This is a genomic window from Neobacillus driksii, assembly GCF_013409995.1.
GTDB classification, from domain to species: domain Bacteria; phylum Bacillota; class Bacilli; order Bacillales; family Cytobacillaceae; genus Neobacillus; species Neobacillus driksii.
This window is the reverse complement of the sequence record NZ_JACCBX010000003.1, coordinates 278,771-294,650: the sequence shown is the minus strand read 5'-3', so window position 1 is coordinate 294,650 and position 15,880 is coordinate 278,771. Positions and strand designations below refer to the sequence as shown.

The following is a 15,880-nucleotide window of genomic DNA, read 5'->3' as shown; positions in this document are numbered from 1 at the left end:
TATTCAAAGAAGCTTTCCTTAGTGGAGCGCAAATCAACAGCCTAGGTTAACACAGCCTTCTATTAAAAATAATGCTATAATACATATGAAATAAAGATTTTTGGGGGAGTTTAGGATGAAAAAGAAATCGAAACAAAAAAATCAATCTAAACCAAAAAAAGAAGAAGTGTCAGTTACGCTTAAAGATATGATTAATCCGGAATTAATAAAGCAATTAAAAGAACAACAGGAGCAGTTAAAGGCCAAAGAGGAGCGTAAACGAGCAGAAGAAGAACAACGTAAACGCGAGGAACGCCGTTTAAAAGATAAGAATAAATCGTTTGAGGAGCTGCTAAACGAAAGCGGCATGAACTGGAAGGAATTTAAATAGGAGAGCCAAGCGGCTCTCCTTTTTAACGATGTTCTTTAAATTGCCCGGCTTTTGAAATCTCTTTAATCAATGTAACTTCTTCTTCGGTCAGCTCTTGGCTTCTCACCGCACTGGCATTGCTTCTGACTTGTTCCGGACTGCTGGCTCCCGCGGCTACTGTGGCCACGGCAGGGTGCGCCAAATTATATTGAAGAGCAATTTCTGTAAAAGAGCGTTGTGCAGCCAGTTTTTCCTTCAATGAGGGTAACGCTTTAAGCAGCTCTTCCTGACTATAGTCTGGATACCCTTTTGGAGAAATTTTTTCTAGCATTTTATCACTTAACAGCCCTTTTGCTAAAGGACCACGGGTTACTACACTGATTCCATGCTCATACAGATATGGCAATGCCTCTTCTTCCGGTCGTCTATCTAAAATACTATATTGCATCATGACAGAAACAATATGGGATTTCTTTACATACTCACGGATGACATTTGGACGAATCGATGAAATTCCATAATAGCGGATAAAGCCCTCCGACTTTAATTCGTCAAAAGCTTCTATTGTCTCATCAATCTTATCTTCGATTGTGCCGCCATGAAGCTGGTATAAATCGATATAGTCTGTCCCAAGTCGTTTCAAACTTTGTTTGACTGCTTCCTTTATGTACGATTTGGACGGATCCCAAGCCCATCCTGTTTTATCAGGATTCCAGCGGTTTCCAACCTTTGTTGCAATAATGACTTTTTCACGTACATCCTTTAGAGCAGTCCCAACGATTTTTTCGTTCTCTCCAAAATCATACAAATCAGCAGTATCAAAATAATTGATTCCCTCGTCCAAGGCAGTCTCAATAATCTCTCGCGCTCTTTTTTCCTCTGTGCCAATCGACATGCAGCCCAAGCCTAATTCAGTAACCCATAAGCTAGAATTTCCTAGTTTTCTTTTTTTCAATACAATCACCCCGTCCTTTACTATAATTTTACGAAAGTCCGGGGAAGACTACAAACGGAAAGATTATTTTGGAGCGACTTTTTCTACCCATTCAGCAACGGTGGAATGTTCCTTATTGTATTCTTTTAGCTTTTGGAGAATCTCCCAGCCCTTGCCAACGAGAATAATTCCCTTAGTATGCACGTATACCTTCATCCATACCCCTCCAAATAATGTATGGTAAAATGTATGAGCAGCACATAGCGAATTAGAACAGGAGTGACACAGGTGACTAATCTAATTGAAAAAACGATACATAGCGAAGAAATATTTTCAGGAAAAATTATTAGCCTTCATCTTCAGGATGTTGAGCTGCCGAATGGAAAACAGTCAAAAAGAGAAATCATTAAACACCCAGGTGCCGTTGCTATTTTGGCAATTACTGATGATAAAAAAATTGTTATGGTTGAGCAATTTCGTAAAGCACTTGAACGGACAATCGTTGAGATACCTGCAGGAAAGTTAGAAAAGGACGAAGAGCCAGCTCTCTGTGCACGAAGGGAGTTAGAGGAAGAGACAGGATATGAATGTGAAAGTTTGGAGCTGCTTGTCTCTTTTTATACTTCTCCAGGATTTGCAGATGAAATCGTACATCTATTTGTGGCAAAAGGACTAACCAAGAAAGAAAATGCCGCGGCACTTGATGAAGATGAGTTTGTGAACGTTGAGGAAATAACACTTGATGAAGCGATTAAATATATAAAGGAACAAAAAATTTATGATGCAAAAACCACCTATGCCGTTCAATACCTTCAGCTACAAGAGGCATTAGGTAATAAATGAAACGCTATTATGTAGATTTACATATTCATATCGGAAGAACCTGGACAGGCAAGCCTGTAAAAATAACAGGTGCTAAATCATTAACGTTTACCAATATCATTGAGCATGCCCGGCATGAAAAAGGGCTGAATATGATTGGTATTATTGACAGCCACTCACCAGAAGTAATCCTTGAAATGGAAAGCCTCGTTTCAAGTGGGGATATGATTGAACATCGTGATGGCGGCTTAGTATACGGTGATTTAACAGTAATTCCAGGTTCGGAATTAGAAATTTATGATAAACAATGTAATGGTCCGATACATGTGCTTGTGTTTTTTCCTACGATTGCGATCATGAGGAAGTTCTCTATTTGGCTGTCTGGTCATTTAAAAAATGTCCAATTAAGTTCGCAGCGGATTTATGTATCAGGTCTCCAATTGCAAAGAAAAGCAAAAGAACTAGGCGGCTTATTTATTCCGGCCCATGTGTTTACGCCCTTTAAAAGCCTATATGGTAAAGGAGTCAATAAATCGTTAACTGAAGTATTTGACCCAGCATTCATTGATGGAATTGAGCTTGGTTTAAGTTCTGACACAATGATGGCAGACCAGATCAAAGAACTACACGAATATCCCTTTTTGACTAATTCAGATGCCCATTCCTTAGCAAAAATTGCCCGTGAGTATCAGGTTGTATCAATGAAAGAACCCTCTTTTAAAGAATTGGGAATGGCATTACGGAATGTTGAAGGAAGACGTATCATAGCCAACTATGGATTAGACCCGCTACTAGGTAAGTATCATAAAACCGTCTGTGCAGAATGTTCTCATCCAGCAGGCGAGGAAGACCAAATTTGCACCCTTTGCGGAAAAAATAAGATTATAAAAGGGGTAGCAGACCGAATTCTTGAGTTGAAGACAGCAGATCAAAGTCCTGAAGGGCGTCCTCCTTATGTCCATCAAATTCCACTAGAATATATACCGGGATTGGGACCAAAGCTACTAGAAAAGCTCGTCAATCATTTTGGTTCAGAAATGGCAATTCTGCATGAAGTTCCCTTTCAAGCTTTGAACGAAGTCGTCCCGTCCAAAATTGCTGATCTGATAATGAAAGCTAGAGAAGGAAAAGTGACTTTGGCAGCCGGCGGAGGCGGAAAATACGGAAAAATTTCAGAGTAATGAACAAACCCGACAAATAAAAAGTCGGGTTTTTCTTTTTATAGTAATTCTATTAAATTATGGTCATAGAAATACTAGAGAGGCATAAAATGTAATAACTGATTAGGAGAAGTAGGAGGGACTGCAGATGAAGAAACGATTGTACCAGAACGATGCCGCCAGTTATTTCCGTGAGCATTCCTCAATTTTTTTATTTATTGTTATTTTATTTTTAATGGGTGTCATCTTTGGAGCCATTGTCGTAAATAGTATGAGTATCACCCAAAAAGAAGATTTGTTTTACTATCTATCACAATTCTTTGGTCAAATATTAAATGGAAAAGTGGCTGAGAACAATGATTTATTTGCACAAAGCTTTCTTCATAATAGCAAGTTCATTGGGTTAATATGGATTTTAGGAATCTCAATCATCGGACTTCCGGTAATTCTTATTCTATTATTTATAAAAGGTTTAGTGGTAGGCTTTACGGTTGGTTTCTTAGTTAGTCAATTGGGCATTAAAGGATTTTTACTTGCATTTGTGTCCATTCTGCCACAAAATTTGATTATCATTCCCGTTTTCATTTTGATGGCTGCTTTATCCGTTATATTCTCATTGAGAATGATAAAAAAACAATTCTTTAAAACCTATGGTCAGCCAATATTGCCATTTTTTAAAAACTACATCATAACCTTTGTAGTAGCTGTTATACTTATTTCTGCGGCTTCTGGTGTAGAGGCTTACGTTTCACCATTGCTGATGAAGTCAATGATGGGATCGCTGAATTTATAGTAATTATCATATAACATTAAATATCATCTCTTGTTTATAATAATTTTATTTTGACACCTCTTTCTCATCTGTTATAATGAGAATAGCAGCGGCGAGGGAGGGACTTCGGGATGGAGACTAGGATTGAGAGAATTAAAAAGCAGTTGCATTCATCGAGCTATAAGCTAACACCTCAACGTGAAGCAACCGTTCGAGTATTGTTAGAGCATGAAGAGGATCATTTAAGTGCAGAAGATGTATACCTCCTCGTTAAGGAAAAGTCGCCTGAAATCGGATTGGCAACTGTATATCGTACACTTGAATTACTAACTGAATTAAAAATTGTTGATAAAATTAACTTTGGTGATGGAGTTTCGCGTTATGACCTTCGCCAAGAAGGGGCAGCACATTTTCATCATCACCTAGTTTGCATTGAATGCGGAGCGGTGGATGAAATCCAAGAAGATCTTCTTGAAGATGTCGAAGCCGTCGTTGAACGAAGATGGAATTTTAAAATAAAAGACCACCGCCTTACGTTTCATGGTATCTGCTATCGCTGCCAAGATAAGGTTAAAGCTGAAGAAACTGCAGAATAATAGCCAAAAGTCCTTTAATGTTAAAGGACTTTTTTTCTGTCTAACAAACTCTAATATAATTAAATTTCTCCAAAATAGTAACTCTAGGTATAAAAGTTGGACAAATTGGCATATCTTTTACTAGGCTAAACTGTTTGGGGGAAGGTAAATGTTCTCTTTTATTAAAGTAGTACTACAAACCTTAAAGGTTTTTATCATATTCACTGGATGTACGATACTCTTTTACTATGGTATTATGTGGGTAAATGAGGAGTACCAAAATTATCACCGTTATGATTCACCGGAAGGATCCGCCTTAAAGGTTTCAACATTAAATAAAGATGAGAATCCGATTTGGCTGGACCGGCTGATTTTGTTTTACTTAAATGGGGAGTAGTATCAATGGATGATTATTTAAAAAAATTTATGCAGTTTTTGCTCGTCGAGAAGAGAGTGGCCCAGAATACGCTGCTATCATATGAACGGGATTTAAAAACGTATCTTCACTATTTAAAAAATGTAGAAGCTGTTGCAGCATTTAGTCAAGTCCAACGGCCGCACATTTTACATTTTCTTTCCTTTTTAAAGGAGCAAGGTAAATCCACAAAGACATTGGCTAGACACGTTGCTTCAATCCGAGCTTTTCATCAGTTTCTATTAAGGGAACAGGCAGCGAGTCACGATCCTTCTGTTCTAATCGAAACCCCTAAATTAGAGAGGTCAATTCCAAAGGTTTTAAGCTTTAAAGAAGTTGAAAAACTTTTAGATTTCCCCACTGGGCAAGGGCATTTTGGTTTAAGGGACAAAGCAATGTTAGAGCTGCTTTATGCTACTGGTATTCGTGTCAGTGAACTTATTCAAATCGATGTAGAGCATGTAAATATAACGATGGGGTTTGTCACCGTCAGCGGTAATAGTAATAAAGAACGAATCATACCAATTGGGAAAACGGCGGCAGGAGCACTAAAGAATTACATTGATAAGGGCAGAACAAATTTTATTTCAAAACATGGAAAGAGCTCTGTGAATTTTCTACAGGAAAATCACTCTGATCGTGCATTGTTTTTAAACCATCAAGGAAAGAGATTGACTCGTCAAGGATTTTGGAAAATCCTAAAAAAGCTAGCTAAAGAGGCTGGTATTGAGAGTGAATTAACTCCGAATACACTTCGACATTCGTTTGCGACGCATCTATTGGAAAATGGTGCCGACCTAAAAGCTGTTCAAGAGCTGCTAGGACATGCTGATATCTCTACGACGCAGATATATACACACCTAACGAAGACAAGGTTAATGGATGTATATAGCAAATTCCATCCTAGAGCTTAATAGGATACTAGATACATAAATATTTAAAAGTGTCGAAAAGCTGCCTAAATTATTGGCAGCTTTTTCTTGTAATTTTATTATTGTTTAGTAAAATAAAGAGGTCAGACTTCTGACATTACATTTTTAAAATTGGTTAATAATCCTATTTTAATAAGGGTAATCTATTTTTATTAATTACAAACGTTTTCATGGTATAGAAAAAGGAGGAAGACTTGAATGACTCGAAATACATATAAGCGTATTTTTTTAATTGTAATGGACTCTGTTGGAATTGGTGAATCACCTGACGCAGAGAAGTTTGGAGATAAAGGGGCAGATACCCTTGGGCATATTGCGGAAAAAATGAACGGTCTAAACATGCCTAACATGGGCAGGTTAGGTTTAAGCAATATCCGTGAAATAAAAGGGATCAATAAGGCTGATAAACCGGTAGCATATTATACAAAAATGATGGAAGCTTCGAATGGAAAAGACACGATGACAGGTCATTGGGAAATTATGGGGTTGAATATTCAAACACCTTTCCGTGTTTTCCCAGATGGATTTCCAGATGAACTTCTTTCTGAATTAGTACAACGTACGGGAAGAAAAATAATCGGTAATAAACCTGCTAGTGGAACAGAAATTCTCGATGAGCTTGGGGAAGAACATATGAAAACAGGAGCATTGATTGTCTACACTTCCGCAGACTCAGTACTTCAAATTGCTGCACATGAAGAAATTATTCCAATTGAAGAGCAATATAAAATATGTAAAATTGCTCGTGAGTTAACGCTTGATGAAAAATACATGGTTGGCCGCGTGATTGCTCGTCCATTCTTGGGTGAACCGGGTAATTTTAAGCGGACAGCTAATCGTCATGACTATGCATTAAAACCGTTTGATAGAACGGTCATGAATGAGATGAAAGATGCTGGATTAGATGTCATTGCTATTGGTAAAATCTCTGATATTTATGATGGAGAAGGAGTTACCCAATCTCTAAGGACAATCTCAAATATGGACGGTATGGATAAGCTTGTACAGACATTGGATATGGATTTCACAGGGATGAGTTTCTTGAATTTAGTTGACTTTGATGCCCTTTATGGACATCGCCGTGATCCAGGAGGCTACGGGAAAGCACTAGAAGAATACGATGCCCGCTTACCTGAAGTGTTTGCAAAATTAAAAGAGGATGATTTGTTAATTATTACAGCCGACCACGGTAATGACCCGACAGCTCCTGGAACGGATCATACACGTGAATATGTCCCATTAATTGTCTACTCTAAAATGATGTCAGAAGGCAAAGAACTTCCAATAAGAGAAACGTTTGCTGACATTGGGGCAACTGTTGCAGAAAACTTTAAAGTCAAAATGCCTAACTTCGGTAAAAGTTTTTTAAATGAACTAAATTAAAAGGGGTATGAATATGAATATCGAAAAGATTCAAAATGCAGCAGGCTTTTTAAAAGAAAAATATTCAAATACACCAAAAATCGGACTTATCTTAGGCTCTGGTCTTGGTGTTCTAGCTGATGAAATTGAGGGTCCTGTTAAGATACCATACAACGAGATACCTGATTTCCCGATTTCGACTGTTGAAGGTCATGCTGGGCAGCTTGTGTTTGGTATTTTAGAGGGTGTCGAAGTCGTTGCAATGCAAGGTCGTTTCCATTTTTATGAAGGTTATGGTATGGACAAAGTAACCTTCCCTGTACGTGTGATGAAGGAACTAGGTGTGGACATGTTAATTGTAACGAATGCAGCTGGCGGGGTTAATGAAAGCTTTCAAGCAGGAGATTTAATGATTATTAATGATCATATTAATTTTACAGGCACGAATCCTTTAATAGGTCCAAATGATTCAAAATTTGGTCCTCGTTTCCCCGATATGTCGGAAGCCTATACAAAAGAATTGAGGGGTGCAGCGAAAGAGGTTGCAGCCCGCTTAAATATAAAAGTTAAAGAAGGCGTATACTTCGGATTTTCTGGACCAGTTTATGAAACCCCGGCAGAAATTAGAATGGTCAGAACATTAGGTGGAGACGCTGTTGGTATGTCAACAGTCCCTGAAGTGATCGTGGCACGACATGGAGGGATGAAGGTCCTTGGAATTTCTTGTATTACGAATATGGCTGCAGGTATCCTAGACCAGCCATTATCACATGAGGAAGTTATTGAAACAACAGAAAGAGTAAAAGCCAATTTTCTATTATATATAAAAGAAATTGTTAAAAGTATAGCTAAATAATCTTGTAAAAGTGGTGATTAGTATGAGAATGGTTGACTTAATTGAGAAGAAGAGAGACGGGGAAGAACTAACTGCTGAAGAAATAAAGTTTATTATAAATGGATACACAGATGGTTCCATACCAGATTATCAGGTTAGTGCCTTAACGATGGCAATCTTTTTCCAAGGGATGACAGAAAAAGAAAGAGCAGATTTAACCATGGCTATGGTTGAATCAGGCGATCAAATTGATTTATCACAAATCGAAGGAATAAAAGTGGATAAGCATTCAACCGGCGGGGTTGGAGATACAACAACATTAGTTCTTGGACCGCTCGTTGCCGCATTGGGGGTTCCAGTTGCGAAAATGTCAGGACGAGGTCTAGGACATACTGGCGGAACCATCGACAAATTAGAGGCAGTAAAAGGATTCCACGTTGAAATTGAGAACCAGGAATTTATTGAACTGGTGAATAAAAACAAGATTGCTGTCATTGGGCAAAGTGGCAACTTAACTCCTGCTGATAAAAAGTTATATGCGTTAAGAGATGTAACAGCAACCGTTAATAGTATCCCGCTAATCGCAGGTTCAATCATGAGCAAAAAGATTGCTGCAGGTGCTGATGCCATCGTTCTAGATGTAAAAACGGGTGCAGGTGCATTCATGAAGACAATTGATGACTCAAGAGAACTTGCGAAGGCAATGGTGAGTATCGGAAATAATGTTGGTAGAAGAACGATGGCTGTTATCTCTGACATGAGTCAGCCGCTCGGGTTTGCGATCGGAAATGCACTTGAAGTGAAGGAAGCGATTGATACCTTAAAGGGTGAAGGTCCAGAGGACTTGACCGAACTTTGTTTAACTCTTGGCAGTCACATGGTTTACTTAGCTGAAAAGGCAAGTTCATTGGCCGAAGCACGCACTATGCTTGAAAATGTTATTAAAGATGGCTCTGCACTTGAAAAGTTTAAGGTCTTCCTAAGCTCACAAGGTGGAGACGCGTCCATTGTAGATGACCCAGCTAAACTTCCGCAAGCACAATTTACATTCGAGTTAGAAGCAAAGCAAGATGGATATGTCTCAGAAATTGTTGCGGATGAAGTGGGAACAGCTGCAATGAAATTAGGAGCTGGAAGAGCGACAAAAGAGTCTGTAATTGATTTAGCTGTAGGACTTGTTTTAAGAAAGAAAATTGGCGATCAAGTGAAAAAAGGTGAATCGTTAGTAACCATTTATAGTAATTTTGAAGATGTAAGTGAAGTAAAAGAAATGCTTTATGAAAATATCATCGTTTCTTCAGAAAAAGTAGAGGCACCAATACTCATTCATGAAGAAATAACAGAATAAAACGAATTAGTAAAAGTTCAGGAAAAAATCCTGGACTTTTTTTATTTTATTAACAGGAAAATACTGTATAAAGTTGTTGGAATTGGAAAAAATGGAATCTATATAAAGAATGGAGGGTTATGCGAATGAAACGATATATCTCTTTACTGGTAATAGTCTTGTTACTAACAAGTTTATGGATACCATCCGTATCTGCAGAAGAAAAAGCGAGTACTGATATCACAGAAAATGTAAGATCTGCGATTTTAATTGAGCGTGATACTGGTCAGATTCTTTATGAAAAAAATAGTAATGAGGAGCTTCCACCTGCGAGTATGACGAAAATCATGACCATGCTGCTTATTATGGAAGCAATTGACCAAGGAAAACTCAAATGGGATGAAAGTGTCCGAACAAGTGAGTATGCTGCGTCAATGGGCGGCTCGCAAATTTTCCTTGAACCAGGTGAAGAAATGACCGTAAAACAAATGCTTCAAGGCATTGCAATTGGTTCGGGAAATGATGCTTCTGTTGCGATGGCGGAGAAAATTGCCGGATCAGAAGAGGCATTTGTTGACATGATGAATAACAAAGTAAAAGAACTTGGTTTAAAGAATACCGTTTTTAAAAATACTACTGGCCTTCCAGGAAGTGGTCATTATAGTTCCGCACACGATATGGCAGTTATGGCCAAAGAACTATTAAAATATGAGGACATCACAAAGTTTACGGGAATGTATGAAGCTTATCTTCGTGAAAATACAGATAAAAAGTTTTGGCTTGTTAATACCAATAAACTCGTTCGTTTTTACCCAGGTGTAGACGGTCTAAAAACAGGTTTTACTGGTGAAGCAAAGTATTGCTTAACTGCAACGGCACAAAAGGATGGTATGCGTGTCATTGCTGTTGTCTTTGGGGCACCGACTTCGAAGGAGAGAAATGCTCAAGTTACAAAAATGCTAAATTATGCGTTTGCCCAGTATCAAACACACCCGATGTTTAAGAGAAACCAAGTGATTGGTGATGCTCATGTTAATAAGGGGAAAGACAAAAAAGTTGAGGCAGTAACAAGCGAACCACTTTCTTTACTTACTAAAAAAGGCGAGAAGACTGAGGATGTAACACGTAAAGTGAAACTAGATAAAAACCTTAACGCCCCTATTAATAAAGGAGATAAGGTTGGAACCATCCAGTTTGTAAAGGAAGGGAAAGTGGTCCTTGAAAGTGAATTGGTTGCCAAAAACGACGTAAAAGAAGCCACTTGGTGGACTCTCTATAAACGTTCATTTGGAATGTTCACAAAAGCAGGCAAGTAACAAATGGTTTTGTGTCTAACTGCAGCGCCTAGGGGCGTTTCCGCTTTTCGTGTCGAATTCCAACTTTTTTTAGCAAATATCAACTAGTTTTGTCTTGAGAGAAGGAGATTGCTCTAACGGTAACGAATTGACTCACTATACCAGATGAAGGAGGCTAGGAATAGTGAGTCTTAACATTGAAATGGAAATAAAACATGACGTTTTATTGCTGCGTTTAAGTGGTGAACTAGATCATCATACAGCCGACGAATTACGAGAACAGGCAGCTAATGCAATAGAAAAGAATAATATCCGTCATATAGTTTTAAATCTAGAACAGCTTTCTTTTATGGATAGCTCTGGATTAGGAGTCATTTTAGGGCGGTACAAGCAAATAAAGCAGGTGCATGGTGAAATGGTCGTTTGTGCAATTTCCCCTGCAATACAACGATTATTCGATATGTCGGGGATGTTTAAGATTATCAAGCTAGAACCGACTGAAGAGTTTGCATTGCAAAGATTGGGGGTGGCCTGAGATGAAGAATCAGATGAATCTTCAATTCAGTGCATTAAGTCAAAATGAATCATTTGCTCGTGTCACGGTTGCTGCTTTTATTGCACAGCTTGACCCTACGATGGATGAACTGACTGAAATTAAAACCGTTGTATCTGAAGCAGTAACCAACTCCATTATCCATGGTTATGAAAATGACCCAGATGGAATTGTTTATATCCAGGTAACAATTGAGGACAATTTAGTGGATATTTCCATTAAAGATGTCGGATTAGGAATTGTAGATGTGGAGGAAGCTCGACAGCCATTATTTACAACGAAGCCAGATTTAGAAAGGTCTGGTATGGGATTCACTATCATGGAAAATTTCATGGATGAGGTTGAGGTTCTCACACAGCCAGGTAAAGGAACCGAAGTAAGACTAAAAAAGCATTTACACACAAGCAAAATGCTATGCAATTAAGGAGACTTGCCAATGGATGTGGAGGTCAAAAAAGATAAAGCGCAAACGTATTTAAAGGACCATGAAGTAAAGGAATTGATTAAAAAAAGCCAAGACGGAGACCAAGCAGCAAGAGACCTAATTGCTGAAAAAAATATGCGTCTTGTTTGGTCCGTTGTCCAGCGGTTTCTAAATAGGGGATATGATCCTGATGATCTTTTCCAAATAGGATGTATCGGATTGCTGAAATCAGTGGATAAGTTTGATCTTTCCTATGATGTGAAATTTTCTACCTATGCGGTTCCAATGATTATTGGTGAAATCCAAAGGTTTATTCGTGATGATGGAACGGTTAAGGTTAGCCGTTCATTAAAGGAAATGGGAAACCGAATTCGAAAGGCGAAGGATGAATTATCGAAGACATACGGAAGAATTCCAACTGTTAACGAAATTTCAGAGCATCTTCAGCTGTCGCCGGAGGATGTTATTCTTGCCCAGGAGGCAAGTCGGACGCCATCTTCTATTCATGAAACGGTATATGAGAATGACGGAGATCCTATTACCTTATTAGATCAGATAGATGACGGAAATGAAGGTAAATGGTTCGATAAAATTGCCTTAAAAGAAGCAATACGGGAATTGGATGAACGTGAGCGGCTAATCGTTTATTTACGGTATTATAAAGACCAAACCCAATCAGAAGTTGCAGTCAGACTGGGTATTTCCCAGGTGCAGGTTTCAAGACTTGAGAAGAAGATATTGCAGCAAATGAAAGACCGAATGGATCTCTGATGATCCATTCGGTCTTTTTTTTAGTAAAGATTAATTTTTTGCTCATACTAGTTATACAAGGAAATCAATGTGTGGGGAGTGAATGTTTTGGAAAAAACAATCTACATCCGCATGCGGAATCGTGTTCTGGCTAAGCCCGAAGAAAGTATCTATTTAGACGACATAGCTCAAATCATTGCTCCAGAAACCATAATCCCTAAATTAAAAAAACTAAAAGTCCATCAAATATCCGTTCATGACAGAAATATCGTCATCATTGATGTTATGAAGGTTATTAGATTGATTTCAAATCTTATCGAAAATGCAGATGTCCAAACCATCGGACCGGCGCAAACGATTGTAGAAGTCATACTAAAGAAAAAACAAATGTCGTTACCTTTCTTTATCTTAATATGGTTTTTGTTATTTTTTGGTTCTGCGATGGCGATTATGAACTTTCATGACGATGTCAGTATGCGAAGTGTTCAGGAAAAGCTATACAAAATCATTACGGGTGTGGAGGATACCAAGCCGTGGATATTTCAAATTCCCTATTCAATTGGGTTAGGCTTAGGGATGATTTTATTCTTTAATCATGTATTTCAAAAAAGGATCAACGAAGAACCAAGTCCCCTGGAAGTCGAGATGTTTAATTATCAAATGGACTTAGATAATTATGTCATCATTCATGAAAATAAAGAAAGTATGAAACGAACAAATGACGATTAAAGTAATTGCGGTTATGTTTATTGGCCTTGCAGGTGGATTAGCAGTTGGTTCAGGTTTTGTAGCTTTTCTGACAGTACTTGGTATTATCCCGAGACTTACACAGCTGACAAAGACAATGAAAATGATTCGGTATTACGAATGGGCCGTTGTTATGGGGGCACTAACAGGGATAGCAGGGAGTTTAAGAGACCCAATCTTAGGAATCTCTCCTTATTTTATGGTGCCTCTTGGATTGGCTGGAGGGGTCTTTGTTGGGATGTTAGCCGCAGGGCTCACAGAAGCATTAAATGTATTCCCTGTCCTTGCCAAAAGGATGGGGATAGATGGGAAAATTATCATTCTTATAATGGCGATTGTTCTAGGGAAAATTGCTGGGTCAATTTTTCAATGGGTCTATTTTGTGCATCATTAATCCGGGGCTTGTCTAGCTTCAGGCGCCATCGGCTCGAGGTCAAAAGCCAATCCGGCAAGAAGGTTAAAGGGCAACCTTCATGCCGGCTCGTCTTTTGCTTGTCGCCGATGAGCGGGCGCCTTCCGCATTTCTAACTAGAAAGGACAACAAGTATGAGCATTCGAAGGCGGGTTATATTAATTACTGATGGTGATGAGTATGCAAAAAGGGCAGTTGAGCATGTCGCACGCGAAGTTGGCGGGCGATGTATCACTATGTCACATGGAAACCCCTCCGTTTTAACAGGGGAAGAACTTGTGAAGTTAATAAAAAAAGCAGCTAATGACCCAGTATTAGTAATGTTTGATGATAGTGGACTTGTTGGAGAAGGTGCAGGCGAACGGGCATTAAAATATGTCGCCACCCATAAGGATATTGAAGTTTTGGGAATTATTGCTGTAGCTGCAAAAACCCATCAGGCAGAGTGGACAAGAATTGATGTGAGTATCGATCGAGATGGTGAACTAACACCTTATGGCGTCGATAAACACGGTATACCAGAGCTAGAGATTGGAAGATTAAATGGAGATACGGTTTACTGCCTTGACGAACTTGATGTTCCAATTATCGTAGGAATCGGAGATGTGGGGAAAATGGCGCGGCGTGATCACTATGAACGCGGAGCGCCTATTACGAAAAAGGCGGTAGAGTTAATACTCGAAAGGAGTGGATTTCGTGACGAGAGAGAACGAACAAACATGGCCGATTCCTGAGTCACTGCTAGAAATAGAACATTACATGAAACAGCGGGTCGGTTTAGGTGTGAGTTTTGACTTTGGGGTACGGAAGTTAAAAATTCTTAAAAAGGATGTACACTTCTATTGGATAACTGGTTTATGTGATACTGGTTTTATTATAGAAACAGTTGAAGAACTAGTTCAAATTAATGATCATGAAAAATTATCTTCTGACCTTTTTAAAATAGTTGAAAACAGGCTGGTAAATCAATCTGTACAGCCAATAAAAACACTGGATGAAATGGTTACACAGGTATTATCTGGATTAATAGTTGTTGTAGTCGAGGGTGCAAATACTGCACTTGCCGTTGATGTAAGGAGCTATCCGGGTAGAACACCTATGGAACCTGACACGGAAAAAGTAGTTAGAGGTTCTCGTGATGGTTTTGTTGAAAATATAGTGCTGAATACTGCATTAACAAGAAGACGAATACGAGATGAACGGCTGCGTTTTGAAATTCTTAAGGTAGGTGAACGTTCAAAAACTGATATAGCAATTGGTTACATAAATGACATTGCCGATCCTAACCTAGTAAATATTATTCGAAAAGAACTTAAAGCCATTAAAGTGGATGGAATCCCAATGGCAGATAAAACCATTGAAGAGTTTCTTTTAAAACAAGGATTAAATCCATATCCATTAGTTAGGTATACAGAACGTGCTGATGTCGCCGCCGCACATCTATTAGAGGGTCATGTCGTTATATATGTTGATACCTCTCCGAGTGTCATTATTGCACCAACCACTTATTTTCATCATGTCCAACATGCTGAGGAGTTCCGTGAAGCTCCTGTTATGGGGACATTTGTCCGTTGGTCTCGATTTTTAGGTATTTTAACATCAATCTTTTTACTTCCATTATGGATGTTATTCGTGTTAGAACCATCTTTGCTTCCAGAAAGGCTTTCGTTTATTGGACCAAACGAGCATACCAATATTCCAATTGTATTACAGATACTATTAGCAGATTTCGGGCTGGAATTTTTAAAAATCGCAGCAATACATACGCCTACTCCTCTTTCAACAGCAATGGGGTTAATTGCTGCAGTGTTAATCGGCCAGATTGCCATTGATGTTGGCTTATTTGTTCCAGAAGTGATTCTTTATGTTGCTGTTGCTGGTATTGGTTCCTTTACGACACCAAGCTATGAATTAAGTGTAGCCAATAAAATAGCCAGAATGATCCTGGTAATACTCGTGGCAATCTTCCATACTCCGGGCTTTGTGATTGGTTCTACACTGCTGTTTATTCATCTAGTAACAACACGAGCACTTAATACTCCCTATTTTTGGCCCTTTCTCCCTTTCGAACCTAAGGGATTCTTGCAAATTATTTTTCGCCGTGCTGTACCAGGAGCGATATTTCGTCCTAGTATCGTACATCCTAGGAATCGATACCGTCAGCCGCCGGGGGAACAATAACTTATTGCGGAATGCGAAAGGTTATGCTAAAGTAT

The 15,880-nt window shown here is 38.7% G+C and carries 20 protein-coding genes; 18 read left to right on the top strand and 2 right to left on the bottom strand.

Translation table 11 applies throughout. The annotated features are described in order from the left end of the window. Nucleotides 1-115: 115 nt before the first annotated feature. A complete protein-coding gene (locus tag F4694_RS07790; RefSeq protein ID WP_179596552.1) occupies nt 116-370 on the top strand; it encodes a YqkE family protein in 255 nt (84 codons plus the stop codon). Between the two features lie 22 nt (nt 371-392). Here F4694_RS07790 and F4694_RS07785 read toward each other — a convergent pair whose 3' ends face one another. Then, nucleotides 393-1,304, bottom strand: coding sequence for an aldo/keto reductase (locus F4694_RS07785; protein ID WP_179596550.1), 912 nt, complete (start codon nt 1,302-1,304; stop codon nt 393-395). Nucleotides 1,305-1,367: 63 nt separating this feature from the next. Continuing rightward, nucleotides 1,368-1,499 carry a Z-ring formation inhibitor MciZ gene (gene mciZ / locus F4694_RS07780; RefSeq protein WP_179596548.1) on the bottom strand — a complete coding sequence of 44 codons (132 nt, stop codon included), beginning with the start codon at nt 1,497-1,499 and terminating at the stop codon, nt 1,368-1,370. A gap of 72 nt (nt 1,500-1,571) precedes the next feature. Between mciZ and F4694_RS07775 the strand changes: the two genes are divergently transcribed. The 17 genes from F4694_RS07775 to F4694_RS07695 all read left to right on the top strand — a co-directional run bounded on the left by F4694_RS07775 (nt 1,572) and on the right by F4694_RS07695 (nt 15,845). Continuing rightward, on the top strand, nt 1,572-2,126 hold the full coding sequence (locus F4694_RS07775; protein ID WP_179596546.1) for an NUDIX hydrolase: 555 nt from the start codon (nt 1,572-1,574) through the stop codon (nt 2,124-2,126). Further along, nucleotides 2,123-3,286, top strand: coding sequence for an endonuclease Q family protein (locus F4694_RS07770; protein WP_179596544.1), 1,164 nt, complete (start codon nt 2,123-2,125; stop codon nt 3,284-3,286). The genes F4694_RS07775 and F4694_RS07770 overlap by 4 nt, the downstream gene beginning before the upstream one ends. Before the next feature lie 127 nt (nt 3,287-3,413). Continuing rightward, entirely contained in the window at nt 3,414-4,058 is a 645-nt protein-coding gene (spoIIM, locus tag F4694_RS07765; RefSeq protein WP_179596542.1) for a stage II sporulation protein M, read from the top strand. Nucleotides 4,059-4,168: 110 nt separating this feature from the next. Continuing rightward, complete coding sequence (fur, locus tag F4694_RS07760; RefSeq protein WP_179596540.1) at nt 4,169-4,633, top strand: ferric iron uptake transcriptional regulator; 465 nt, start codon at nt 4,169-4,171, stop codon at nt 4,631-4,633. Nucleotides 4,634-4,781: 148 nt separating this feature from the next. Beyond that, complete coding sequence (locus F4694_RS07755) at nt 4,782-5,009, top strand: YqzK family protein (protein ID WP_179596538.1); 228 nt, start codon at nt 4,782-4,784, stop codon at nt 5,007-5,009. A gap of 5 nt (nt 5,010-5,014) precedes the next feature. Further along, nucleotides 5,015-5,941, top strand: coding sequence for a site-specific tyrosine recombinase XerD (gene xerD / locus F4694_RS07750; protein WP_179596536.1), 927 nt, complete (start codon nt 5,015-5,017; stop codon nt 5,939-5,941). A gap of 216 nt (nt 5,942-6,157) precedes the next feature. Beyond that, complete coding sequence (gene deoB / locus F4694_RS07745; RefSeq protein WP_179596534.1) at nt 6,158-7,342, top strand: phosphopentomutase; 1,185 nt, start codon at nt 6,158-6,160, stop codon at nt 7,340-7,342. Nucleotides 7,343-7,355: 13 nt separating this feature from the next. Continuing rightward, a complete protein-coding gene (locus F4694_RS07740; RefSeq protein ID WP_179596532.1) occupies nt 7,356-8,177 on the top strand; it encodes a purine-nucleoside phosphorylase in 822 nt (273 codons plus the stop codon). Between the two features lie 22 nt (nt 8,178-8,199). Then, nucleotides 8,200-9,504 (top strand): pyrimidine-nucleoside phosphorylase, encoded by a 1,305-nt coding sequence (locus tag F4694_RS07735; protein ID WP_179596530.1) that lies wholly within the window; start codon nt 8,200-8,202, stop codon nt 9,502-9,504. Nucleotides 9,505-9,629: 125 nt separating this feature from the next. Next, on the top strand, nt 9,630-10,799 hold the full coding sequence (locus F4694_RS07730; protein ID WP_179596528.1) for a D-alanyl-D-alanine carboxypeptidase family protein: 1,170 nt from the start codon (nt 9,630-9,632) through the stop codon (nt 10,797-10,799). 163 nt (nt 10,800-10,962) lie between these two features. Next, on the top strand, nt 10,963-11,313 hold the full coding sequence (spoIIAA, locus tag F4694_RS07725; protein WP_179596526.1) for an anti-sigma F factor antagonist: 351 nt from the start codon (nt 10,963-10,965) through the stop codon (nt 11,311-11,313). 1 nt (nt 11,314) lies between these two features. After that, on the top strand, nt 11,315-11,755 hold the full coding sequence (gene spoIIAB / locus F4694_RS07720) for an anti-sigma F factor (RefSeq protein WP_034677305.1): 441 nt from the start codon (nt 11,315-11,317) through the stop codon (nt 11,753-11,755). A 12-nt stretch (nt 11,756-11,767) separates the two neighbouring features. Next, entirely contained in the window at nt 11,768-12,526 is a 759-nt protein-coding gene (gene sigF / locus F4694_RS07715) for an RNA polymerase sporulation sigma factor SigF (RefSeq protein ID WP_034677308.1), read from the top strand. An 87-nt stretch (nt 12,527-12,613) separates the two neighbouring features. Further along, on the top strand, nt 12,614-13,234 hold the full coding sequence (locus F4694_RS07710; protein ID WP_179596524.1) for a stage V sporulation protein AA: 621 nt from the start codon (nt 12,614-12,616) through the stop codon (nt 13,232-13,234). Further along, complete coding sequence (locus F4694_RS07705) at nt 13,224-13,646, top strand: stage V sporulation protein AB (protein WP_179596522.1); 423 nt, start codon at nt 13,224-13,226, stop codon at nt 13,644-13,646. Before F4694_RS07710 ends, F4694_RS07705 begins: the two co-directional genes overlap by 11 nt. Before the next feature lie 152 nt (nt 13,647-13,798). After that, nucleotides 13,799-14,398, top strand: a complete 600-nt coding sequence (locus tag F4694_RS07700; protein ID WP_179596520.1) for a stage V sporulation protein SpoVABEA — start codon at nt 13,799-13,801, stop codon at nt 14,396-14,398. Next, entirely contained in the window at nt 14,361-15,845 is a 1,485-nt protein-coding gene (locus F4694_RS07695) for a spore germination protein (protein WP_306073515.1), read from the top strand. The genes F4694_RS07700 and F4694_RS07695 overlap by 38 nt, the downstream gene beginning before the upstream one ends. Nucleotides 15,846-15,880: the final 35 nt, after the last annotated feature.